Source organism: Streptomyces sp. LUP47B, from assembly GCF_001746295.1.
In the GTDB taxonomy this organism is placed as follows: Bacteria; Actinomycetota; Actinomycetes; order Streptomycetales; family Streptomycetaceae; genus Streptomyces.
In genome coordinates, this window is sequence record NZ_MJAH01000035.1 from 16,991 (window position 1) to 41,167 (window position 24,177).

The 24,177-nt window shown below is 69.1% G+C and carries 20 protein-coding genes; 13 read left to right on the plus strand and 7 right to left on the minus strand.

Annotated features, from left to right (window positions below):
- Positions 1–33 precede the first annotated feature (33 nt).
- The 5 genes from BFN33_RS48135 (at position 34) to BFN33_RS48155 (ending at position 5,468) form a co-directional block, all read left to right on the plus strand.
- Positions 34–1,287 (plus strand): hypothetical protein, encoded by a 1,254-nt coding sequence (locus BFN33_RS48135; protein ID WP_069766558.1) that lies wholly within the window; start codon positions 34–36, stop codon positions 1,285–1,287.
- Positions 1,278–2,363, plus strand: a complete 1,086-nt coding sequence (locus BFN33_RS48140; RefSeq protein ID WP_141758087.1) for a hypothetical protein — start codon at positions 1,278–1,280, stop codon at positions 2,361–2,363. Before BFN33_RS48135 ends, BFN33_RS48140 begins: the two co-directional genes overlap by 10 nt.
- A 209-nt stretch (positions 2,364–2,572) precedes the next feature.
- Positions 2,573–2,896 (plus strand): hypothetical protein, encoded by a 324-nt coding sequence (locus BFN33_RS48145; RefSeq protein ID WP_069766560.1) that lies wholly within the window; start codon positions 2,573–2,575, stop codon positions 2,894–2,896.
- Positions 2,893–4,023: a WXG100 family type VII secretion target gene (locus BFN33_RS48150; RefSeq protein WP_069766561.1), complete on the plus strand. Its 1,131-nt coding sequence runs from the start codon at positions 2,893–2,895 to the stop codon at positions 4,021–4,023. Before BFN33_RS48145 ends, BFN33_RS48150 begins: the two co-directional genes overlap by 4 nt.
- Complete coding sequence (locus tag BFN33_RS48155) at positions 4,020–5,468, plus strand: hypothetical protein (RefSeq protein ID WP_069766562.1); 1,449 nt, start codon at positions 4,020–4,022, stop codon at positions 5,466–5,468. Before BFN33_RS48150 ends, BFN33_RS48155 begins: the two co-directional genes overlap by 4 nt.
- Before the next feature lie 368 nt (positions 5,469–5,836).
- On the opposite strand, the gene BFN33_RS48160 is transcribed toward BFN33_RS48155, so the two are convergent.
- From BFN33_RS48160 to BFN33_RS48180, 5 genes are read right to left on the minus strand one after another with little or no spacing between them, the layout of a single operon-like run.
- On the minus strand, positions 5,837–7,660 hold the full coding sequence (locus BFN33_RS48160; RefSeq protein WP_069766563.1) for a hypothetical protein: 1,824 nt from the start codon (positions 7,658–7,660) through the stop codon (positions 5,837–5,839).
- A 24-nt stretch (positions 7,661–7,684) separates the two neighbouring features.
- Positions 7,685–8,461 carry a nucleic acid/nucleotide deaminase domain-containing protein gene (locus tag BFN33_RS48165; protein WP_176742662.1) on the minus strand — a complete coding sequence of 259 codons (777 nt, stop codon included), beginning with the start codon at positions 8,459–8,461 and terminating at the stop codon, positions 7,685–7,687.
- A 5-nt stretch (positions 8,462–8,466) separates the two neighbouring features.
- On the minus strand, positions 8,467–9,030 hold the full coding sequence (locus tag BFN33_RS48170; RefSeq protein ID WP_079141434.1) for an SUKH-4 family immunity protein: 564 nt from the start codon (positions 9,028–9,030) through the stop codon (positions 8,467–8,469).
- A 12-nt stretch (positions 9,031–9,042) separates the two neighbouring features.
- A complete protein-coding gene (locus tag BFN33_RS48175; RefSeq protein ID WP_069766565.1) occupies positions 9,043–9,675 on the minus strand; it encodes an SUKH-4 family immunity protein in 633 nt (210 codons plus the stop codon).
- Positions 9,676–9,684: 9 nt separating this feature from the next.
- A complete protein-coding gene (locus BFN33_RS48180) occupies positions 9,685–11,403 on the minus strand; it encodes a nucleic acid/nucleotide deaminase domain-containing protein (protein ID WP_069766566.1) in 1,719 nt (572 codons plus the stop codon).
- Positions 11,404–11,606: 203 nt separating this feature from the next.
- On the opposite strand from BFN33_RS48180, the gene BFN33_RS48185 reads away from it, so the two are divergent.
- The 6 genes from BFN33_RS48185 to BFN33_RS48210 all read left to right on the plus strand — a co-directional run bounded on the left by BFN33_RS48185 (position 11,607) and on the right by BFN33_RS48210 (position 17,148).
- Positions 11,607–12,326, plus strand: coding sequence for a DinB family protein (locus tag BFN33_RS48185; RefSeq protein ID WP_069766567.1), 720 nt, complete (start codon positions 11,607–11,609; stop codon positions 12,324–12,326).
- A 325-nt stretch (positions 12,327–12,651) separates the two neighbouring features.
- Positions 12,652–13,419: a hypothetical protein gene (locus tag BFN33_RS48190; RefSeq protein ID WP_069766588.1), complete on the plus strand. Its 768-nt coding sequence runs from the start codon at positions 12,652–12,654 to the stop codon at positions 13,417–13,419.
- Positions 13,420–13,530: 111 nt separating this feature from the next.
- The gene (locus BFN33_RS48195; RefSeq protein WP_069766568.1) at positions 13,531–13,818 is read left to right on the plus strand and encodes a hypothetical protein; all 288 of its coding nucleotides are present in this window, start codon (positions 13,531–13,533) and stop codon (positions 13,816–13,818) included.
- Positions 13,819–13,881: 63 nt separating this feature from the next.
- Entirely contained in the window at positions 13,882–15,135 is a 1,254-nt protein-coding gene (locus BFN33_RS48200) for a putative T7SS-secreted protein (RefSeq protein ID WP_069766569.1), read from the plus strand.
- A gap of 5 nt (positions 15,136–15,140) precedes the next feature.
- Positions 15,141–16,262 (plus strand): hypothetical protein, encoded by a 1,122-nt coding sequence (locus BFN33_RS48205; protein ID WP_069766570.1) that lies wholly within the window; start codon positions 15,141–15,143, stop codon positions 16,260–16,262.
- A 16-nt stretch (positions 16,263–16,278) separates the two neighbouring features.
- Entirely contained in the window at positions 16,279–17,148 is an 870-nt protein-coding gene (locus tag BFN33_RS48210; protein ID WP_069766571.1) for a hypothetical protein, read from the plus strand.
- A 75-nt stretch (positions 17,149–17,223) separates the two neighbouring features.
- Here BFN33_RS48210 and BFN33_RS48215 read toward each other — a convergent pair whose 3' ends face one another.
- Positions 17,224–17,826, minus strand: a complete 603-nt coding sequence (locus BFN33_RS48215) for a hypothetical protein (RefSeq protein ID WP_069766572.1) — start codon at positions 17,824–17,826, stop codon at positions 17,224–17,226.
- Between the two features lie 131 nt (positions 17,827–17,957).
- Positions 17,958–21,896: a type VII secretion protein EccCa gene (gene eccCa, locus BFN33_RS48220; RefSeq protein ID WP_069766573.1), complete on the minus strand. Its 3,939-nt coding sequence runs from the start codon at positions 21,894–21,896 to the stop codon at positions 17,958–17,960.
- 260 nt (positions 21,897–22,156) lie between these two features.
- On the opposite strand from eccCa, the gene eccD reads away from it, so the two are divergent.
- Both eccD and rpsO read left to right on the plus strand, forming a co-directional pair.
- Positions 22,157–23,620, plus strand: coding sequence for a type VII secretion integral membrane protein EccD (gene eccD / locus BFN33_RS48225; protein WP_256123097.1), 1,464 nt, complete (start codon positions 22,157–22,159; stop codon positions 23,618–23,620).
- A 252-nt stretch (positions 23,621–23,872) separates the two neighbouring features.
- Positions 23,873–24,160, plus strand: coding sequence for a 30S ribosomal protein S15 (gene rpsO, locus BFN33_RS48230; protein ID WP_069766575.1), 288 nt, complete (start codon positions 23,873–23,875; stop codon positions 24,158–24,160).
- Positions 24,161–24,177: the final 17 nt, after the last annotated feature.

Here is a 24,177-nt window from a genome sequence, read left to right on the forward strand (position 1 = left end):
GACGTTGAATCACAGGCACTACGGGGGATTTCAGTGGTCCAGAGGTCTTGGCGGCCGGGCAAGCCGCTGCTCATCGGGTTGCCGCTCGTGTTGTTCGTCGGCGGGGTGGTCGGTCTCTTCCTCGCCCAGGGGCCCGGCGGCGGACATACGGCGACCAACAGGGCGCAGTTGAAGAGTGCTTGCGGCGGACTGCTGCCGTATGACGAACTGAGGAGTCTCGTACCCGACGAGGTCGAGGGCGAGGTGAGCCAGTACGGCACCGTGCTGGAGCCCGGCGAGGAGAGCCGTTCGCTCGTGAACTGCGCCGTGACCTGGCCGGGGCACGGGTCGGTCCGGGTGCGGGCTGCCGCGCTCGTGTCGCCGATGCCGATGACGGTGAAGGTCGAGGACATCATGGCGGGCGCCGAGAAGGAGTCGTACGAGGTGCCCGGCGTCACGGGCAGAGCGGGTGTGGACGGGCCTGCGTGGATCGTCGCCGAGTGTGCCGACGGGCTCGCCCGTCAGGTGCGCGAGGTGTCGCAGATGTATGTCACCGCCGATGTCGACCTGCCCGTACCCGGCAAGGGGAAGCAGGGCCGGGACCTCATGGGGATCCGTACCGCCGTTCATGTCGCGAACGGCATCACCGGCAGACAGAAGTGTGGGGGTTCCCCGCTCATGGAGCCCACGCGGATCATCGACACCTACGAGGCCGACGTCACCGCGGATCCTGACGGCAGCAACATCAGGACCGTACGCGTCGACGAGCCGGGACTGGGTGCGAAGAAGTGCCGTGGGCTGGGCAGGCGCACCGGCTTCCCGGGGAACTGGACCGCTGTCGGCGACCTTCAGAAGTCCCGGCTGCTGAACGTCTGCACGGCCACCATCCTGGACCGTAAGGACTGGACGGAGACCGATCCGATGCCGCCGGACGCGGTCACCGATGTCTCGGCCGCGAGTTGGGCCGGAGAACTGGGCCGGTCGGCCGTCGAGCAGTACGACTACACGGGCGACAGTTACGGCTTCCAGAAAGGGCGCCGTACGAGGGTCATCAGTGAGGGCGAGAGGACCGAACTCGCCCTGTGGGCCAGGTCGACGTGCGCCGCGGGCAGCACCTACCACCGTGTCACGGTGACCATGAAAACCGGCAGTACTGACGAGCGCACGCTCAGCGAAGCGCAGCGGGCCACCTACTCGCACAACGCCCGCGAGCTCATGGACGCCTATCTCACCGATCCCCAGGGCTGGCCCCGACAACAGCGGTGCCACGACAGCGAGGTGCTGGGAGAGGCGGAGGGATGGCAGTGAGACGGATCGTCCTCCGGGTGGTGGCCGCTCTGGCCGCCGCGGCCGTCGCCGTCGCCGGATTCCTGTTCTTACACGGGGATTTCCAGCGCTGGAAGGACGAGTCGGCGCTTGACAGCGCCTGCGACGGCCTGCTCGACCGGGACGTGGTGCGTGACGTCCTCGGTCCGGGAGCGGTAGATGTCGAGAACACTGAACGGGCCGACATAGGCCTGGTGCGGTGTGAGGTGCAGATGGACGGTGGCGGCAGCGCGGACGTCCGAGTCCTCGACACCGCCCACGTGGGGGAGGACCGCCTGGACTCCCTCTACACGGGGTCGCCCGGAGAGGCGGCACTCTCCGTGCCGGTGGGACAGGGCTGGACAGGGCTATTCGGGGCGAGGCCGAAACACGTCGTGGACCCCTTCGACACGGACGAGGCCGAGGACGTCACTGTGAGCCTGGTCCTCGGGTGCGCCGAGGCCGGCCGTACCAAAGGCCTGTCCGTCACCGTCGAGACCACGCTCGACAAGACCCTGGACGACCCGGCGAACCGACCGGAGTTCGCCAGGATCGCCACGTCCACCGCGGCGAAGGCGTCGAAGGCACGCCGCTGCGGTGCCCGACTCGGACAGCCCGTACGAAGTCTCGGCCTGCCGGTGAACGAGACCGAGTACCGGCCGCTCGGCACGGCGGACGGGACCTGTTCCGGCATCAACCCCGGTCAGAGCGTGTCGGTTGCCACTGAGACCGAGCGCGGGGGAGCGCCGTACGAAGTGTGCCGACTGGCGGATACTGACCTCGGCATGCGCCTCGTCCTGGTGGCCAGGTTCGGCCCTTACGCGCAGGAGGAGTTCGCCGACAACCAGGAGTACGACGGGGAGGATGTGCCGTACTCCGGCACTCCCGCGCACGATCGCCGACGCGGCGACCGGACCGGCTGGACGACGGCCAAGTGCTCCGACGGCCAAGCCCTGTTCACCCTTGAGGCCGACGAAACTGTGAGTTCGTCCGAACTCGCCTATGAGCGAGCCGCCCTGAGTGCCTTCGCCGAGCGCTCGGCGAAGGCCCACGGCTGCTCCGTCCCGGTCAGGTCCTGACGACGCTGTCTCCGGGTGAGGCCGGGTCAGCGGGTGGTAGCTGTTTTCGAGGTCGATGGTTCACACCGCGGATCCGGAAGAAGTGGTGGCACCCGGCAAGCAGTTGACGCCGTCCCTCCATCGTGTGCCTGTACGTGACTCTTCGGTCGGCGTGAGGTTGCGGAAGTACACGTCCAAGGTCGTCGAGGGATGAGTGTACGGAGCGGCGCATGTCTGGTGACTTCTCTTTAGATCCGCAGGGACTGGCCAAGCTGGCAGGGGCGTTCGATACGCGGGCGTATGACCTGGCAAGTGCGGTCAGGGTGTTTGAGCGGGCCACGGGGGCGGAGCAGATTCATGACGGTTTCGGGTTTCTGACGGAGTCCGAAGAGGTCACGTCGGCCTATGTCGACTTGGCGGCGGGGATGGCCGAATCGTTGGGGAATCTGGCTCGGCACTTCGAAGAGGTGAGCCAGGCTCTCAAGGGCAACGCGAAGAATTCCGAAACGTCGGACGAGACTCTCGCCGGGCTGTTCAAGGGTGGGAAGACGTGAGTGAGGAGAGCCTCGCCGAGAAGGTGTACGAAGCCGGGATCGAAGTGGTGAATCCCGGTGGCCGTCCTGATGTTTTGCGGGCCGCGGCCAAGGGGTGGCGGACGATGGGGGAGGAGCTGGAGGAGGCATACAGCGGGCTCGACAGGAGGGTGCGGGGCGTTCTCGGTGCGCATTGGCGGGGGGAATCCGCCGAGGCCTTCCAAGAGTATTGGGAGAAGGTCGGGCGAGCGGTCGAGGAGGCCGTGCCGCTTTTCGAGCAGGCGGCGAGAGGACTTGAGGAGGCTGCCGACAATATCGAGGAGATCAATAACGAGATCCATCAGATCTACCTCGAGATCGGTGTCTCGATCGCGGCGTCCGTCGCGCTTTCCTTCGTCACGGTCGGCTTCTCCGCGGCGGCCGGAGCCGCCAATGCCGTACGGCTGGCGGCGCAGGCTGCGGATGCCGCGTCGAAGCTGGGGCGGTTGCTCGGCGCTGCCGCTCGTTTGTTTCGGCAGGTTCGGGGGCTGGTGAGGGTCAGCGGGCGGTGGCGGCTGGCAGTCGAGCTGGGTGTGCAGTGGGGTGCGGGGACTGGCACGGGGATCGCTACCAACCTGGCCATGGGCAAGGATGCCGAGCTCGCCAACAACGCAGTCAATGGAGTGGTAGGGGCGCTGGGCGGGAAGTTCGGGGCTGGTTTGCTGGCTCAGCGGCTGGGTGGAGGTGCGTGGGCGACCGCCGCCGACGGTGCCGCGGTAGGGGCCGCCTCGTCCGTTGTCGGTGACACCGTGAACAACCTTCACAGCGGGGATCGGTTCGATGCCTCTCAGATGGCCCTCGGAGCCGTGGCCGGAGGGCTGACGGGGGGCGCCGGAAGCGCTGCCGTCCACCGAGCCACGGATGGGCGGACGCTCTCAGTGGCACACCAACTCGTAGGGGATGCGGCCACCAACGCTCCCATCAGCTTCGGACTGGGAGCAGGAGGCAACATCTCCAAGGACGTCGACGGGGTGGTGAACGGCAACCCCAACGCCGAAGACGGAAAGGACAGACCCGGCGCGGTCGCAGACGCAAAAAGGGACGCGGGAGACGACGCCGGCGCCCTGCGGGGACGGCCCGACCCACAGAGGTACGGAGCGTTCGGGTGAGCAGTGAATGGACCATGGACAAGGACGCGAACGGAGCAGCCGAGGTCCTCGGTCTTCGTCTTTTCGTCCGTTGCGGGAGATTCGTTGCCGCAGCTGCACCGCTCGCCCTCGCGGCCTTGACCGCCGCGTGGCTCTTCCTGGGAACCACGCAGGTGCGCGCGGTTGTCTCGTGGTGCTCGTTGGTGCTGTTGGCCGCCTGTGTGGTGATCCTGGGCGTGGCGGTGATGTGCGGGGGCGGCCCGTCCCGCCGCGAGACCTACCGGTGGGGTGTGCGGATCGCTTCGATCACGCCTGACTGCGGGCTGGGCACCGTGCCGTTGTCGCTGGGCGGCACGCGCTGGCTGTCGGCCCGCTTCGCCGGCGTGATGGTCGCCGTTCCGGCGATGTTGGCACTCTGGGTGACGCTTGCCGTCGTCGATGCGCGCGGAACCGGCACGAGTGCCGTACTGGCAGAGGCCGGTGCGGTGATCGAGCAGCTTCCCATCGCGAAGATTGAGAATCAGGTTGCCGACAGTCGTCACAGCACTGCTGATGCCACAGCGGACTTCACAGTTCTGCTTCCTTCACGGCCAGGCGAGGGTGTGCCTGCGAGATTCGAAGCGACCACGAACTTCCGTCGGAAAGTCGGCAGTGAGCTCTACGTGGCCTACGTCCCCGACCGGCCCGAACTGGGCGCCATCGGTGACGATCAACGTGAGGACGTGGAGCGCCAACTGGCCGGGAGGGCCGTACAGTTCGGGGACTCGTGGACGATCGGTGGCTTTTGGGCCCTGGTCACCCTCGGTCCGCTCGGCTACTGGTGGAAGAACGAGAGCCTGCGCCGCCCCAGGCGCACCGTCGGCCCCGACTGGAAGGCGCTGCGGGTCACCGTCACCGGAACCGGCGAGCACATCGACGCGCCCCCGCCCGGCAGCCCGGAGGCGGCCGACGAGAAGAAGCGGCGGGAGAACACCCGCACACTGCGATGTCTGCTGCTGGAGGGCCGTGGCCGGCAGGTTCCCTTCCACTCCCAGATGGCCGGCGAAGACGCAGGGGCCGCCCTGACCGGTGCGCAGGGCTGGCTGCTCTGGCATCCACGGCAACGTCGAGGCCGGGATGTCGTCGCCGAACTCGTCGGCGACGACGGCTGGCAGTTGCCGGGCGTGGTACCGGTCCGAGTGGCCGAAGAGGTCGAGGAGACGGGCGTCATGGACCCGCCGCACCCTGACCCCGAGCGCCGGACCCACCTCCTGGACCTCGGCGCCGGCTGGCTGGTCACCGCGTCCGTCCCGGTCCTCGGGGGACTCGCGGTGGCGCTCGGTTGTCTGACCGCCATGCTGCTCGTCCCGGACGGCGGGGCTTGGCGACTGTGGACGGCTGCGGCGGGTGTACTGGCGCCCCTAGCTGGTATCACCGTCCAGGCCGTGGCGCGGATGGACCTCGGCGACGGGAATGCGGCGGGTTGAGAGACGTCAGTGCTCCAGGGAGTCCGGAGTGCGCTGTCGGGGCCGGGTCCGAGACGTCGTTGGGGCACCCTCAAGTACGTCGGTTCCGGTCGATGCCGCCCCGGTCTCTCGCTCATCCCGGCGGACAGAGATGGTGATCCACGCGGAAAGGGCCACTGGTGGTGAGTTGGGGCTCACCGGGTGGCCGTGTGAACTCGCGGCCGTGGTGATGTCCCCGTCCACCGAAATCATCGAGGCGGAGGAGGAGTTCCTGGAACTGGCCACGCTAGTGGCGGCCGCCGGGATCTCCTCCACAGCCCGACGCCGTCCCGCGGACCGAAGACGGCCGTGGCCGCGGCACAGCCCCTTCGGCCGGCCGGCAGGGCGCCTCACTGCTCCCAGAGCACGTCCAGCCGCAGTCGTACGGCATTCAGTCCCTCGGGGTCCCCGATGACGAGCAGGCCCTCGGAGGTCAGCGCAAGGGCGTCGCAGACCTGGAGCCAGGGCAGCACACGCACCCGGCCGCTGAACACATGCCACAGATGCAGTTCGCCGTCGCTCCAGGCCACGGCGAGCACCGGACCGGCGGAGGTGTCCGCGGCGGCGAGCGCGGTGGTCCGGTACCGGCGCTGCTGCACCGGCACCGGCATCGGCTCGGCCGAGGCCTCCCACAGCCGTACCGTGCCGTCCGCCCCGGCACTGAAGGTGAGCGTCAGCCCGTCGGCGGTGTCGACGCAGGTGACGGCCGTGACCGGCTGTTCGTGCACACGGCAGGAGCGCGGGACGTCCTGGTACTCGCCCAGAGACCACACGTGCACCGTGCCGCCCCGGTCGCCGACGACCGCGTACGGACTCCGGGTGCCGCCGCTGCCGAGCGCGGTGACCACCGACTCCTCCCCGGCGAGCGCGGCCGAACCGTGGTGCTCGGCGATGCGCTCGAGCGCGAACGCGGCGGTCGGGTCGTCCTCGGTCACGAGGGGCAGCAGCGCGTCGGACCGGTCGAGCAGCAGCGCCGAGCGGGCGTCACGAGGGGCGACCGAGCGCGGTCGTACGAAGGCGGGGTGGACGGAGGGCGCTGCGGCCTCGTCGGACGCGCCGACGGACGGCGATGCGGTCCCGCCGAGCGCCGCACCGCTCCCCACGTCGTACGTCCGCAGCCGCCCCGTCGGGTCCGAGGCCAGCAGTCCTCGCTCCACGCCCGGCACCAGAGCCACCGCGCTCACGCGGAGGGCCCGCCGGGCCCAGACCGCGGACCACCAGTGCTGGTGGGCGAGCGGTCGCAGGTACTCGGTGAGGTCCGGGTCCGTGTCGACCGCGGCGGCGTGCAGCAGGGCGGCCCGTTCGGCGCTGTCGGTGTGATACGCCGTCAGTTCCGGTGCGGCACGCCTCCACACCTCGCGCAGCCGGCCTGGCACCGGGATGCGCTCGTCGGTGAGGACGGCGGTGAGCGCGGTGGCGGAGCCGTGCACCAGGAACCCGGGGTCGGCCAACAGCCCGCGAACGGCGGCTCCTTGGCCGCCGGGATCGTCGGTGCCCAGCGCCGCGTCGAGGACGCGCCGGAGCACCATGTCAGGGGCCTGAGACCAGTCGGGGCGGCCGTCGGCCGTGCGCGGGACCGCGGCGACGAGCTGGGCGTACGAGGCCTGTCCGTTGCCGCTGCCGTCATCACCGCCCTCGCCCAGGTCGACGATCTCGACGGCCTCGGCGCCGTGCGCGGCCAGCAGCCCCGACGTCCCGACCTCAACGGCCGCGCGCAGATGAGGCAGGGCCAGCAACGGCTCCAGCAGCTCGGCAACCAAGGTCTCCGGTGCCGCCGACGGCAGATCCGCGGGGCCCGCCCCGGCCCGGTGCAGATCGGGTACGAGGATCAGCAGCGGTCGCTCGTCCTGGCTCACCCGATCCAGCAGACGCGCCGGGGAGAGTGGGCCGTAACCGAGCTGCCGCCCCAGGCTCCAGGCGAAGGTCTCGGCCGTCAGCCCTGCCGCCGGGACAGTGGCGTGGACGGTTGTTCGCGGGTGCCCGGCCGCCCCGGCCAGGAACCAGGCCAGCAGATGGCTCTTGCCGCTGCCCTCGGCCCCCCGCACCAGAAACAACTGAGGCCCGACTCCGGCGTCGTCCGCTGCCCAGTCGAGCAACCGCTGTCCGAAGACCCGTTTTTCCTCGTCCAGCGGCGGCCAGGAGGCGATGTCCAATGTGACGGCACCGACAGTCATGGTGTGCTGGGTCCCCTCTTCGCTCTACTGCGGCTGCTCGGCGGCCGCCTCGCGCAGCTGCCGGATGCCCTCCGCGCGAGACTCCGCCGTCTCCCCGTAAGGGAAGTTGTGGGTCAACTGCGCCTCGGGGAAAACCTGCCCGAGCCACAGCGAGCAGTAGTGCCCCGGCATGAAGCAGGCCTCCAACTCGGTGTGGATCCGCAGCACTTGCTCCGGCTGCACACCTGCGGCCCGCAACCGGGCCCACAGCCGCTCCTCCGGGTGCACGCCGATGTCACCGGCCTGCGTGACGATCTGCTTCTCGCCCTGGTCGTTGACCAACTCGAAGGCGGTGAACCACTCCGCGCTCGCGGTGTCCCGGATGTCGTCGAGGACGAGGGGCCACCAGTGCTCCCGCCCCTCGAACGCCCGCGGGTCGAGGGTCCGCAACCGCTGCTCCAACTCCGCGTACGCGGCGGCGGCCTCCTGCGGCACCTCGGTGCCGAGGATCACGGCGAGGGCCTGGTCGAGTGCGGCGAGCGACTGGACGAAGACCTCCGGAGTCGCGTTCACGAACCGCGACTCCTCGGTCCAGTCGAGAAGCACGGCGCGTACGACGCCCTCCTGATCGGCACAGATTTCGAACCCGCGGTCCGACCCGAACCGCGCCCACTCCCGGCACTCCTCCAGCACGACCGTACGCCCGACGGACAGGGCGAACTCCTGCAGCGGAACGGGGTCGGACGCGGCTGTCGCGAAATACGGACCGACGGCCAAGGGGAGGGTGATCTCTCCGATGCGCCGAATATCGCTGTCATTCATCGCCATTACCTCGCCTCGGGTTCGGCGACATACTCCAGGATGTCGTGCCAGCGGGAATCGGTCACGTCAAGAGCGGCCGGGTCGATTTCCCGCATCGGCTCGGTGAGGCGAGCCGCCGCACTCTTCGGGTCGATATTCTCGACTCCCGATTCGAAGTCGTAGTTCGCACGCTCCTTCTCCAACAGATGGAGAAAGTGGGCGAAGGAGGGGAGATCTTTGTTCAGCGGATAGGTCTCGGATGCGTCGCCCGGGAGGCAGTACACGGTTCCGGAGACCCCGTCCAGGGCGATGTCGTCATAGGGCACCATTCCCAGCAGAAGCCAGCCCTCGGCGCCTTCGGGCAGGTCCGTCCACTGCTCACGGAGCTCTTCGTAGGCGTCGCCGAGCGTTCTGACCTGTTCCGGAGAGCCGTCCACGAGGTCGAACCAAGGATTCGGGCTGGCCGGAATGCCGACATTCCGAAGAAAGTCCGCACTCGGCTCGTGCCGGATGCTCGCCACCGCCGCCGCGGAGAAGGTGGTGCGCTCCTCCGGATCGAAACGCCGGACGTCGCCTGTGAGGGCAGTCATGGATGGTTCCGCCTAGTCGATGGACTCGTACACGTTCGAGAGCACAGCATCCCACGGGGGCAGACGGGGAGCGTCGTCGTCATCCCAGTCGAATTCTTCCGACCAAGCAGGCTCTACGCCTTCGAATGGAAGCGGATCTGCCTGGATCATCCGTTCCCGCAGAGAGATCGCCACGGCCTCCGAATCCTCGACGTCCTCGGACACCGAGAAGTCGTAGTTCGGGCGCTCTACCTGGAGCAGATAGGTGAAATAAGCGAAAGAAACGAGGTCGCGGTTGAGCGGGAGGGCCCGGTACTCGCCGTCCGGCAGGCAATACACCATTCCGGACTCGGGATCGAGGACGACGACGTCGTAGAAGATCTCACCGATGACGAGCCAGTTCTCCCAGCCCTTGGGCATGTCCTCGTACGCGGAGAAGTGGTCCAGCTCCGCGCAACGGCGGAACGCGGCCGGGGTGTCCTCGCCCTCGAAGAGCGCGCCGTCCAGGAGGAAGAAGGAGCTGCGGTCATGCGGAAGTCCGACCTCGGTCAGGACCATACGGGCCGAGGCGTGCAGCCCGGCGGGGAGTTTCTCCTCCTCCCACGTCTCGATCTCCTCGGCGGGAAAGACCGACTCCATCATCGCGTGGTCGACGAGCGGGGGCATGTGCTGTTACTACCTCTTCTTCGGGTTCATGCCGTTCAGGTACTTCTCCATCGCGTCGTTGCCCTTCTGCTTCGAATCCGGTGTGTCGCCGTATTCGACGGTATGGGAGACGCGGACGTCCTTCGGGAGGTACTCCGACATCCAGGCGCTGCAGTTCTGAGCGCCCTTTCCGGTCGTGCACGGTTCTCGTTCGGTGTAGAKCTCGGTCAACCCGTCCTTGGTCCCGGCGTTGAGGAACGGTATGCCCACCTGGCGCTCCGAATGCGAGGCAGGCCATTTGCTGCGGCCGACGATGATGAACTCGTCATCCGCGCCAGGCTTTCCGTACCGGCCCGCGGCGTAGTTCCGGCTGGAGAACTTCCCCTTCGACGTCCTTCCGTAGTCACCGTTGGCCTGCCGGGCCGTCTTGGTGGCCTGCGAGAGATCAGTGCTACCGAAGGCTACCTGCTGGGAGGGTTTGCTCTCCCGCTTGCCCTTGGGCAGTGGGTACTTGCCCGCCTTGCGTTCGGGGACGCTGTCGCCCTGGAGGTTCAACGAGGTCAGGCGGGTGCGGTCGTCGTCGGTGAGGTCGTGGTGCCCCGCCGAGGTGATGCGGGTGACCTTGCCCTTGTCGTCGAGGTGGTAGACGGGGATGTCGCGTCCCGGCGACTTGGTGATGCCCTGGAGCTGGGTCGCGATGTCGTCGTCGTTGGCCTTGTGACGCTTGGCCATCTTGCTCAGGCCGCTGGTCATGCTCTCGTCGAGGTGGGACGCGGAGCGCTTGACACCCTTTCCGATGCCTTCCATGAGCTCGTCGACCATGGGGTCGAGGAGATTGGTGAGCGCATCCTTGCCACGGGCACGGCCGTGTGAGGACTTCGCGCGGGTCAGCTTGCTGCCGGCACCGTCGCGGATCTTGCCGCCCGCGCTCTTGAGCCCGTTGCTCGCGCGGTCGTACGACTCCAGGTCCATGCTGAACTGACCGCCACCGCCACCGCCACCGCTGCTCGACCCGCTGTCCCCGCCCGCGCCGGCCAGCTGCATCGAACCGCCCGTGCCCCCGCCGGCGCTGGCCAGTTGCATGCCCCCGCCCGACTTCAGGCTGTCGACGCCGTCGTCCAGGCCCTCCCGGCCCGCTTTCGCGGTCTGACCGAGATCGACGCCGTTCTGCATCCCCAGGGCGTTGCCGCCCAGTTGCAGGACCAGGTCACCCGCCATCGCGCCGAGAGCCTGGAATATCGGACCCGTGGCGACCTCGATGATCCGCGAGGCGATCTCCTCGCAGACCTCCTGGAAGATGCGTTTCACCGCGATCCGGGTGGCCTGCGTACCGGCGATACCGCCCAGCGTCGACAGGCCCAGGGTGACCGGGGCAGCCGCGATGGCGGCCACGATCTCCGCTGCGAGGATGCCGAGTTGGGCGATCGCCGCGATCTTCGCGCCCTCGATCAGCACGGCGACCGCGTCCAGTGCGGTCGCCGCCACTCGGCCCGCTTCGGAGAGGTTGGTCAGATGCTTGCCCTTGACGAGGTCCCAGTGCTTCTCCAACGCCTGGATCGCGAGGCCCTCGTTGCCGCCGATCAGGTCGGTGATCGCCTGGTGCGCGTCCGCGGCACCGTCCTCGATGTCGTCGGCGAACTCCCGCATGGCCTGGGCCATGTCGCGGTAGTCGTCCTCGTCGACGTTGGGCCAACTGATGCCTATCAGGTCCAGGGCCGCATCCAGCTCGCTCGGCAGGACTACACCCACAAGGACCCCCGTTCGAAAGTTAGTTGGGAAAACGTAACTTTGATCGGATCATGAGGACAAGTTCACCCGGCGTCACATGACCTGAACCGAGGCTCAGTTGGCGCATACCTTTCCGAACGGAACCCGGGGGCACGTAAATCCGTCGCGCCCTCCGCGGACAGGCCGTTAGCCTCCGCCTGGACGGGACCTGAGGGGAGCCGGGCATGGAGACGGGACGCATACGGACCGACCGACTGGGCGTACTGCTCGACCAGTTCGACTGCGTCAGGGAGCGGGCGCAGATACGGCTCGAAGGGCTCGGCGACGAGGAGTACCTCTGGGAGCCGGTCCCCGACTGCTGGTCGATCCGGCGCCGGAACGAGGCGGTGACGCCCCGGGCGTACGGTCCCGGCGAGTGGGTCCTCGACAAGGGCGCCCCGGACATCCCCTCGGGCGAGTACACCGAGGTCGCCCGCCAGGCCGCCGACGGCATGAGCGTCGCCAAGATCGCCGAGGACTGGAGCGTGAGCGTCGAACGGGTCGAGGAGGTCCTCGCCCACACCGGCCCGGTGCAGCCCGACATCTCCCCGGTCACGACCATCGCCTGGCGACTGGGGCATCTGCACTCCTGTTTCGCGGGCGAGTGGGAGTGGACCTTCGGCGAACGCCGCACGGATCCTCACCAGTTGGTCGACTTCACCCCCTCCGCGGCCCTGGCCCAGGAACGCCTCTGGTCCCTGCTCGACCGCTGGCGCGAAGCCGTCGGCCGGGTCACCGAGGAACAGCTCGACACGATCGGCTTCTCCCAGTACCCGTACGGCTCCGCGCCCGACGAGCCGTACATCTCCGTGCTGTGGGGGTCCAACCTGGAACTCATCCACCACATGGCGGAGATCGCGCTGCTCCGCGACTTGTGGCAGGCCCGCTTCAACGCTCGCGGGTAGGTCTGCCGCGACCGGTCTGAGGGGCGGGCGCGAGTCGGGTGCGGGATCAGAGGCGCGGGGGGCCGGGAGGAGCCACCCGCGTCCTCTGGTGCGCCGCGTCCGTGAAGGCCGAGGAGCCCGGCGTCCTTGCCGAACTCGGGCGACTGCTCCAGCACGGGCTTCCGGCGCCCCGACCCGGGTCTGGAAGCGAACGAGGAAATCTCGTGGACGTTCTGTGTACGAGTCGCATCCGGGCCGGTCGACACCGACCGCCCCGCGACATCGCCGACCCACTTTTGAGAGTCTGTCGACCGTCATCGTCAACCTCATCGACAGTTGGGCGGCCATGAACCACAGCAGCCAGGAATGGGCCTCGCAGGCCCAGCAACCGGGGCAGCCGCAGTACCCACCGCAGACCCCGAACCCGTACGGGCAGGCCGCCGCTCCGGTGGAGACCGTCATCGCGGTCCCCAACAAGCGGCTGCACAAGTACGACAAGGTCAAGCCGGGGGAGCAGACCGTCACCATCCGGCAGGCCGGCCCCGGCACCAACGGCGAACCGCTCGCGTACGTCCACGTCCCCCAGGACGCCCCCAAGGGCGGGCGCCAGGCGCGGCCCCCGTTCACGGTGAGCGGCCCGAACGGCGAACCGCTCAGCTCGGTGCGGTCCGTCGGCGAGGGCGTCTACGAGGTCTACGGCGGTGACGGCGTCCCTATCGGCCGGATCACCCGGCGCGGCGGGCGCACTCTGCCCTGGCCGCGCCGCGTGCACTGGAGCGTGCAGCCCGCTCAGGGCGGCGAACCGCTGGCCGCCGAGGTCGGGACCCGCAAGGCGTGGACGGTGTTCGTGCTGATCTCCCCCCTGTACTTCGTGTGCTGGGCGGTCATGGCCGCTCAGGGAGCGATCTGGCTGCTCCTCGGTGAGAAGGACGAGGCGAAGAAGGAAGCCGCCTGGGAGATGGAGCCGCCGACGTGGACGCGGTGGCGTCAGCCGGGTGGGCCGGAAACCGTCATCGAGTACCAGACGGGCCGTAAGTACCGTCTCGCGTCCTCCCGACTGGACCACCGGCTGGCATACGCGCAGGCCGTCCTGCACGTGTGGGACCGTGCATAGCATGCGCATGCCACAAATTGGCGACAGCGAACACCGCCAGGTAGGCCGGAAGTTGCTGCTCCGATAGTCTGACCGGCGATCACTGACCACGCTACGGGGAGGCACACGGCGATGGCGGACTTCCAGATCGATGTCGATCGTATGAAGACCCTGATCAACAGGCTCGACCAGGTGGACGACCGCATGCGGGGCGCCCAGGAGCGGCTCAACAAGGTCGGTCCCAAGGGTCTGGGCACGGACGGTCTCGACAACGCCTGCGACGACTTCCAGGACGACTGGGGCGACGGCATCAAGCGGATCGCCGACGGCGCCAAGCAGCTCCACGAGGGACTGCAGAAGACGCTCGAGGCGTACCGGACGACGGACCAGGATTTGCAGAAGGGCTTCAGTCAGAAGTAGCCCGCACCACCGCTCCGACAGCTCGCACGCGCACACGCATACGCACACAACGGGGAGAAGACGATGGGAATGTTCGACGATCCCAGCTGGCCAGGACTGACGTTCAACCCGGCCAAGGGCGACCTGCACACGATCGAGTCACTGGCCTACGACGTGAAGACGGTCGGCGACGAACTCGACGAGATGCGCGAGATGCTGGTGGGCATCGGCAAGACGGACGGCATCTGGGACGGCGAGGCCGCCAAGAAGTTCCAGGACAAGGTCGGCGAACTGCCCAAGTACCTTCAGCAGGGCCACGAGTCGATGAACGCCTGCTCCAGGGCGCTCAAGGGTTGGCACGACGAGCTCGAGACCATGCAGCGCCAGGCCAGGAACCTTGAGGAGCGCGCGGTCGAGGCCCGCAAGCGGCTCGACCAGAAGAACGCCGACGTCGACAAGGTCAACGTCAAGATCGAGGGCGCACAGTTCCAGCAGCTCACCGAACAGCAGGCCAAGGCCCTCTCGGAAGAGGCCGACTCCGCCACGCGGGCAGCCCAGGACGCCGCGACCGACCTCAAGCTCCTCATCCAGAACGCCGAGGCGCTGCGCAAGTACTGGGAAGAGCAGGCATCCAAGGCCGAGAAGGCCATCCGTGAGGCCGCGAACAACCGGCCGCCGGACATCAGCATCTGGGACAAGATCACGGACGGTCTGAAGGGCGCCTGGGACGGCTTCAAGAACTTCCTGATCGACAACGCCGACCTGTTCTCCACGATCTCCGCCGCGCTCGCCGCCGCCGCCATCGTCGTCAACGTCATTCCGGTCGGCGGTCAGGTCGCCTCGGCCATCCTGGGCGCGGGTTCGGTGGCGTTCGCCGGCGCGGCGATGGCCGGACACTGGATGGGCGGCGCGCCGATGTGGAAGGTCGGCCTCGACGCGCTCGGTGTGATCCCCGGTGTCGGTGGCGCGGGCAAGGCACTGTTCTCCGGAGGCAAGGCGCTCTTCACCGGAGCGCGGGAAGCCGGGGCGATCGCCTCCGGCGCCAGGACCATGATGAACCAGATCAAGAACCCCATGAGCACGAAGGTCATTAACTGGGGACTCGGCAAGTTCGGCAAGGCCGTCGACCCGTCGCTCATCACCGGCGGCGTCAAGGGCTTCTCCACCGGCTTCGGCATCGGCCACCTGATCTCCGGCGGGGACGACGGCGGCAGCGGCCGGCCCGCGGTCTCGACCCAGCCGGCCCCGGCCACCGGTCAGCCCCGGCCCACCCCCGAGGTCACGACGATGCCGTGGCCCGCTTCGGGTGACAAGTTCCACCAGACCCTGGCGGCCTGAGCATCATGACCGAACTCACCAACGCCGCCCCGGCCACGGAGGCGGAGAAGCCAGGGCTCCACGTGGGATGGGTGGTCCCGCCGTTCTTCCATGAACTCCCCCTCGGGACGGACGACGTCGACGAGGCGGGCGAGCAGCTCTACGCGACGGTCCAAGAGGTCCTGCCGGGCGGCACGGACGAGGACCGGCTGCGTATGTTCGTCACCTACGCCGGCATCCTCGACGACCTGCGGGACGCCGGAGCGGTGTACGCGGGCTTCTGCAACCTGGACTTCGACGGCCGCCCCAGCACCGCCACCGTCGCCGTCTACCGCATGCCGCTGCACGACATCACCGCCGAGGACGTGCTCTCGGAGGCCCTCACCGGCCTCCAGCGGGCCTACCCCGACGACGACGTCCGGATCAGCACCCTGCCCTCCGGCAAGGGCGACGCCCGGGCCGTCGTACGCATCGGCCAGGCCCCCTTCACCCTCGCCGCCGAGGCCTCTCCCACCGGCGAGCCCCTGGAGGTGCCGCGCGGACAGATCCAGGTCTACATCCCGCTGCCCAACGACGCGGACCTGCTGGCGTTCGAGCTCTCCACGCCCTGCATGGAGGACTGGGACTTCTACTCGGAGCTCTTCGCGACGATCGTCCGGACCCTGGACTGGGCGACGGAGGAGCAGGCCGAGATGGAGGCTGCTCTCTCCCAGGCCCAGCCGGTCCCGGACGTGACGCCCGATCCGGCCATGGTCCAGGAGCTCTACTCCTTCTCCAGCCGCGTCCTGGACGGCCTCGGCGTGCGGGGCAGGATGGACGAGGGCAATGCGGTGTCCTCGGTGACCTGCGCCGACTGCTGGTCCAAGGGCCTGACGACGGTGTGCACGGCCCGCCATCGCTGGCAGATCGACGGCGTCCCGGAGGAGCAGCTCACCGCCGCTGTCGACCGGTTGGACGCGACCTTCCAGAGTCAGGGCTGGCTCAAGCTGGCGGGGACACCCGGGGAGAGCGTGTCCTTGGCCGCGGACAGCGGCTCGGGCCACCGTGTCAACGTCACGTTGCTCCACGGCCGGCAGAGGCTCGTCGTCGAGGTCGTCGCCCCGTGCACCCGCACGGTGCGCGGTCCGGGCGACTCCGTGTTCGGATAGCGGGGGTGGTTCCAGCATGAACGAGAACACCGGCCACCTTCTGCCGATCGGCGCCCACGCGCTGTCCGCGGACCCCCGACTCGCCGCCGCCGTAAGGGACTTCGGCAGCACCTACGGCTACGACTACTTCGACGACGAGACGGTCGGACGGACCCTCGCCGAACATGAGGCCTCCCTGCGCCGGGTCGCGCGCGGAGGGCTCGTCTGGGTCGGCTCCCTGGCGACCGTCGTCGGGATCGTCTGGCTGGTGTGGGCGGCCTCCCGCAAGCCGGACGACATGGTGGTCGCCGTGGCACCCCCGGCCGCCGTGCTGGTCCTGGCGCTCGCCGCTTTCGTCCAGGTCAACCTCCAGGGCAGGCGCAAGCTCCGCCACCCCTTCCTGGAGGGGTACCGCCACGTCCTCGCGGCGGCGCTGGCGCACGGCGCGCCCGTGACCTACGTGCCCGCGTGGCTGACCGGCCGAGGCGGCGCGGCACTGGACGTGGCCCCGCTGCCGTCGTACGCCGCGCCGGCCGGGGCGCAGGCCACCGGCGTGCGAGCCACCCCGGTGGCCCCGCCGCCCAAGCCGGCCGAGGTCGAGGAGTACGAGCGGATCGCCGACCAGGGAGGCTGGCACGACGAGGCGGGCGGGATCCTCGTCGTCGCGGGAGCCGTCGGCGTGGGCTACGCCGTGGTCAAGGACCTGCCCGCAGCGTACGCGGCCGTACTGCTCATCGCCCTCGGTATCTGGACCTGGCTGGCCGGGCACCGCCTCGGCAGACGCCAGAAGGAACTGTCCGGCGAGGCCCTCCGTTACCTCGACGAACTGACCAGGTCCCAGGCCGCGGGAGCACCCGTGCACGAGCTCTCGCCACCCCTGCGCAAGCTCCTGGACACACGGCTCTGACACACAGCACGCATACGGCGGTGGCGGCACCCYCCCCSGGCGCCGCCACCGCCGTATCCGCAACCGCTCAGCCCCTCAACCGACCCGCGCCCCCGCCGCCTTGGCCCGCTCCCGCGCCTCGGCGTTGACGCCGCGTCTGCGGGCCGACATCCGGTCGTCCACGGCCGTACGCTGATCGACTCCGAACAGCCGTCGCGGTCCTGGTACGGCGACGACGCCCAGGAAACGCGGGTCGCCCGCGAACCAGACCTCGCCGACCTCGCCCGACCTGACCCTGCGGACCCAGAAGGTGTATCCGCTGCCCAGGAAGCTGCCGTAACCGAGGGAGACGGTCTTGTCCGGGCGCTCGGGATCCGCGAAGGAGAACCTGGTGGTGCCGTTCTTCGCGAGCGAGGCGGCCCCGGGGACCGACTGCCATGGATAGACCCGCAGGACCCGGCGCAGCGACCGGATGCCCAGGACCCTCGCCGTGTTCAGCATGGCCAGGTAGATCAGCACGAACAGGGCCGGGAAAAGGACCCAGAGAGTCCACACGGGCGTCAGGAGCACCGCGTACAGCCAGGCCACGAAGGACCCGAGTGAGAGGAGGAAGGCACTGAGCCGGAACGCGGCCGTGCGGCGCCAGGCCCGCCGGGTGGCCGGGTCCTCGTAAGCCGTTTTCGTCAGGGGAACGTCCACTGCGTTTCGCTCCATCGAGGTCAGCCGAAGACCGCGCGCACGGACGCCTCGACCGCGGACTCGGGAATCCGGGCGCACACAAACAAAGAGGGGCGGCCCGCAGACGCGGCCGCCCCTCCACCCGAGCCGGCTCAGCTCTCCGGCAGGTATCCCGTCTGGACGAGCTGGCCGCTCGTCCGGCGTGAGATGAACTGGCCACGGCCCGGAGGCATCGGGGCGGCCTTGATGTTGTTGAACACCGGGCCCTCCGAGGGGTCACCGGACAGCACGATGCCCTGCGCGCCGAGCTCCTTGATCCGGGTGAGGACCGGCTCGAAGGAGGAGCGCGAGGCGCCGGAGGTGCTGCGGGCCAGGATGATGCGCAGACCCAGGTCCCGCGCGAACGGCAGGTACTCCAGGAGCACCGACATCGGGTTACCCATCGACGTGGCGACGAGGTCGTAGTCGTCGATGAAGATGAACGCGTCCGGCTCGTTGTACCAGGAGCGGTTGCGCAGCTGGTCCGGCGTCACGTCCGGGCCCGGCATACGGCGGCTCATCGAGCCGGCCAGCGACTCCATGACCTCCTGGAGCTGCGGACCCGAGGCGCAGTACTTGTACATGTGGCTCTCGGGAACCTGGCCGAGCAGCGCGCGCCGGAAGTCCGAGACCACGAACAGCGCCTTGTTGGTCGCGTACCGCTCCGAGACCTGCTTGGCGATGAACCGCAGCAGCGAGGACTTGCCGGACTCGCTCTCGCCGTAGATGACGAACAGCGGGTCGGTCTCGAAGTCCACGAAGACCGGCGAGAGGGTGAGCTCGTCGACACCGACCGCGATACCGCGGCTGCCGAAGTCGCCGCCGCCGGGCAGCTCGGACGCGTGCAGCATCGTCGGCAGCATCCGCACCTTCGGTGCCACCGGGCCCTGCCAGGCGTTGTTGACGCTCTGGACGAGGTTCGCCATGCCGTCGGCGAGGTCCTCCACCGCGGTCGCCCCGTCGATCCGGGGCGTGGCGGCGAGGTAGTCCAGCTTGTCCGGGGACAGACCACGGCCGGGCTTGCCCATCGGCACGTTGTCGGCCCGCTTGCGGTCGAACTCCGACTCCATCGCGTCACCGAGCCGCAGTTCGAGGCGGCTGAGGATCTGGTCGCGCAGCGCGGGCCGCATCTCGGTGTACCGGGTCGCGGTGATGATCAGGTGGATACCGAAGCCGAGACCACGGGTCGCGATGTCCGCGATGACCGGGTCGAGCATCTCGTAGTCGTTCTTGAACGTCGCCCAGCCGTCGATGATCAGGAAGACGTCGCCCCACTGCTGGTCGGGGTAGTGACCCTGCGCCCGGCGGTTTCGGAACGTGCCCATGGAGTCGATGCTCTTGGAGCGGAAGAACTCCTCACGGGCGTTGAGGATGCCGTGCACCTCCGCGACCGTACGGCGGACCTTCTCCTGGTCCAGACGGGAGGCGGCGCCGCCCATATGGGCCAGGTTCTCCAGCGCGAGCATGCCGCCGCCACCGAAGTCGAGGGCGTAGAACTGCACTTCGGCCGGGGTGTGGGTGAGCGCGAACGACGTGACCATCGTGCGCACGAGCGTCGACTTGCCGGACTGCGGGCCACCCACGATCAGCGCGTGACCGGCCGACCCCGACAGGTCCGCGTACATCACGTCACGGCGCTGCTCGAAGGGCTTGTCGACCAGGCCGACCGGGACGATCAGCTTGCTCTGGGCGTGATAGCCCTCGGCGTGCAGACCGCGCTCCGCGCTGATGCCGAGGGCCGGCAGCACCTGGTCGAGGCTGAACGGCTCGTCCAGCGGCGGCAGCCACACCTGGTGCGCGGGCGGGCCCTGACCGTCCAGGCGGCTGACGATGACGTCGAGGACGGTGTCGGCGAGCGCGTCGTCGACCTGGTTGCTCCGGGTCTCCGGCTCCGGCTCGGCGAGGATGCGCACCGGCACCGGCGCGGCGGTGAACAGCACGGGGGAGCGGTCGATCCGGCCGCCGCCCTGGGCCATCGGCCCGTTCGGCCGGTAGGTACCCGAGACGTAGGCGGCCTTGAACTGCACCATCGTCTCGGTGTCGTACTTGAGGATGCCCGCACCGGGGACGTTCGGCAGGTGATAGGCGTCGGGCACACCGATCGCCGTACGGGACTCGGCCGCGGAGAAGGTGCGCAGACCGATGCGGTACGACAGGAAGGTGTCCAGGCCGCGCAGCTTGCCCTCCTCGAGGCGCTGCGAGGCGAGCAGCATGTGCACACCCAGTGAACGGCCGATACGGCCGATCTGGATGAACATCTCGATGAAGTCGGGCTTGGCGGCGAGCAGTTCGCTGAACTCGTCGATGATCAGGACGAGCGAGGGCAGCGGGTCGAGCGCGGCACCGGCGGCGCGGGCCTTCTCGTAGTCGGTGATGTTGGCGTAGTTGCCGGCCTGCCGCAGGAGTTCCTGGCGGCGGGTCAGTTCACCGGTGATGGAGTCACGCATCCGGTCCACGAGGGTGAGCTCGTCGGCCAGGTTGGTGATGACCGCGGAGACGTGCGGCATGTTGCCCATGCCGGTGAAGGTGGCACCGCCCTTGAAGTCCGCGAGGACGAAGTTGAGCGTCTCCGACGAGTGCGTCACCGCGAGGCCCAGGACCAGGGTGCGCAGCAGCTCCGACTTTCCGGAACCGGTGGCGCCGACGCACAGGCCGTGCGGGCCCATGCCCTCCTGTGAGGCCTCCTTGAGGTCCAGCATGACCGGATCGCCGCTCTCGCCGAGACCGATCGGCACCCGCAGCCGCTCGTGCAGGGTGCGCGGCCGCCAGGTGCGCGAGACGTCCACGCTCGCCGCGTCACCGATCTGCATCAGGTCGGTGAAGTCCAGGTTGGCCAGCAGCGGTTCGTCCGCGTCGGCGGCACCGAGCCGCAGGGGCGCCAACTGGCGGCCCAGTGACTCCGCCTGGGCCTGCGACAGCACGTCGGGGACACCGGTGAAGACACCCGTGCCCGCCTCCAGCTCCATGGCGTCGGGCCACACCCGCACCGACAACGAGCCACGCGCCTCGTCGAGTTCACCGGGCACCACCTCGACGATGGTCACGCCCTGCAGGCCCTCCGCGGAGGCGAGCACCGAGTCGGCGGGGACACCGCCGCCATCCAGTACGACGACCACGTGCGGCTGGTCGAGCACCGGCGAGCCGTCCCGGCTCCAGCGGGGGCGGCCCTCCAGCTGGTGGGCGATCATCTCCTCCAGCTCGCCGAGGTCGAAGCAGAGCAGACGGCGGCTGCCGGCGCCGTCGGACTCCTTGTGCTGCATGTGCGGCAGCCACTTGGTCCACTCCCAGTCCACCGCCGCGCCCGGCGAGGCCACGACCGCGATCACCACGTCCTCGGGCGAGTGCAGCGAGGCCAGTTGACCGACGACCGACCGGGTCTGGCCGTAGACCGTCTCCGCGTCCCCGGAGATCGTCACGTGGTAGAAGGAGCGCAGCCCGATGGCCAGCGGGAGTTCACCGAGCGTGCCGTAGCTCGCGATGAACTGCTGCATCGCGTGCGCGGTCAGCGGCTCCAGCTCGTCCACCGGCGCGGTGTCGGGCGCGACCAGCGGCGTCGCCAACTGCTGCGGGCCCAGGCCGATCCGGACCTGGACGAAGTCCGGGTCCATGGCACGCCGCTCCCACAGCCGCGACCCCTCCGCGACCAGCGCCCACAACTGCTCCGGCGCCGGGTGCAGGTAGTACTGGGCGTCGCGCTGCTTGTGCACCGTGCGCCGCACCTCACGGCGCTTCTGCGCCAGGTACTTGAGGTAGTCGCGCCGGGCCTCGGCCATCTGACCGGACGGTCCCTTCCGGGCCCGCACGATCTGGGCGACCAGCATGGCGACCGTGGAGACCATCATGAGGCCGCCCATGATCTTCATGAAGCCCTGGGCGCCGGGCATGAAGAAGAACGCCGCCGACGAACCCATGCCCAGCATGGGCAGCAGGTTCATCAGGAGGCTGTCGTCCTCGGTACGAGGGAGTTCGGGAGGGGACTCGAGCTTGACCTCCTCACTCGGCACCTCCGGCGGGTAAACCCGCGGCGGGCGCTTGACGATGACAACGCTCACCGATCCACCAGTCCTTCACGCAGTCGCAATGTCGAACCGCCCCCGTCGTGACGGCCCCCGTATGTTCGTCAACTCATGGGGCTTTGCCAACACATGAGTCGGGCGTTGATCCTACTGTTCTGCGGGGCCCTTGAGCCGGGAGGGGATGGGGAGAAGCCGCAAGAGGACGGTAGGGTGACGCTCCAAACGAAGCGCGGAGCGGGAATCGCCCTGGCAAACCGCGACGAATCACCGAGTACTGGACTAGGGGGAACCGTCAGGTGAGTACGGTTTCAGCAACCGGATTCTGCCGGGTCACGGTGGCGGCACCGAACAGCCGGATCGATGTGGCACTTCCCGAGGACGTGCCGCTCTCTGACGTCTACCCGGAGATCCTGCGGCTGTCGGGGCAGACACCCGAAGAGGCCGCGCCCACCGGGTACAACCTCGTACGCAGGGACGGCTCCGTCCTCGACGACGGCCGCTCGCTGTCCGAACAGCAGATACGCGATGGCGAATTGCTGCTCCTGCGGCCGTTCGCGGACTCCCTGCCGCCCGCCGTCTTCGACGACGTCGTCGACGCCGTGGCCGCCGTCGTCGAGGCCGACCGGCGCAGCTGGAACGACGGCATGATGCGCGTCGTCGGCCTGACCGCCGGCGCACTGCTGCTGACGATGATGGCGCTGGCCCTGTGGTTCTCCGAGCCGCTGCGCCACGACATGCACGGACTGCCGGGCGTCATCGCCGGAGTCACCGGTGTCGTCCTCGTCGCGCTCGCCTCCGTCCGCGCCCGGGTCTACGACGACCACCACGCGGCCGTGGCCCTCGGCCTCGCCGCGCTGCCGCACCTGATGGTGGGCGGCTCCGGCATCATGGCCCTCGACGCGGGCGAGGGTCCCGGACGGCTGAACCTCCTCGTCGGCTTCGCCGTCGTCCTCGTCGCCGCGGTGCTGCTCGTCCTGATGCTGCCCCAGAAGGACGCGCCCTTCATCGCCGCCGCGTTCGGCGCCGGCATCGGCGTACTCGCCACCTTCGCCGCGATCGTCTCCGAGGCCGAGCCGCGCGAGACGGCCGCCGTCACCGCCGTGGTCATGGTCGCCGTCATCGGCTTCCTGCCCGGCTGGTCCGCCCGCTTCTCCCGACTGCCCATCGGCTTCCGCTCGCCCGACCAGATCGCCAAGCGCGGGCGCGCCGAGGACCAGCAGGAGCAGGAGCCGGTCGACTACCAGCTCATCACCGACCAGGCCCGCCGCGGCCACGAACTGCTGCTCGGCCTCGTCGGCGGCGCCGCCGTCACCGGTGTCGCCTCCGCGGGTGTCGTGCTCGGCTTCTCCAGCAGCGGCTGGGCCCAGCTGCTGTCGCTGGCGGCCGGCCTCGCCATGCTGATGCGGGCCCGGCTCTTCCTGTACACGTCCCAGGTCGTGACCCTGATGATCTCGGGCATCATCACCGTCAGCCTGCTGGTCCTCGGCCTCGCCCTGAACCCGCCGGCCGACATCATCAAGGACCTCGTCTACGACCACAACAGCGCCCCGCTGGACATCCGCACCGTCTGGCTGTCCGCCGCGGTGGCCCTGGGTGCCACGCTCCTGGTGGCCATCGCCCTGATCGTGCCGCGCAAGGGCGTGACCCCCTTCTGGGGCCGGATGCTCGACCTGAGCGAGGGCGCGGTGCTCCTCTCCCTCGTCCCGCTGTGCCTCGCGGTCCTCGACCTGTACGCGGCGGCCCGCGGCATGACCAGCTGAGCCCCGCACACCTCACGGCGGCTGTCACCCACACGGGCGGCAGCCGCCGCGGCATGTGTACGCCGCCGGCGCGGGCCGGGGCACTGCCGCCGGGCTGATACGCTGACTGACGGCCGTTTGTGTACGCACCCCCGGAGCTCACCGCTCCGGAGGCCGCGCCCAGCGGATCCCCGCCTCCCGAGTTACGGAAGCTCCCCTGAGAAGTGGACCAGGGGCACTCGGTGGCTACCCAAGAGACTACGAGGAGTACGCGTGTCGCTCGACGCCGCTACGAAGAAGCAGATCATCACCGAGTTCGGTACCAAGGAGGGCGACACCGGCTCCCCCGAGGTCCAGGTCGCGATGCTGTCGCGCCGTATCTCGGACCTGACCGAGCACCTCAGGACCCACAAGCACGACCACCACTCCCGTCGTGGTCTGCTGATCCTCGTCGGTCAGCGCCGCCGCCTTCTCCAGTACCTGGCGAAGAAGGACATCCAGCGCTTCCGTGCGCTGGTCGACCGCCTCGGCATCCGCCGCGGTGCGGCGGGCGCCAAGTAGGACGCCGTGAAGGGAGC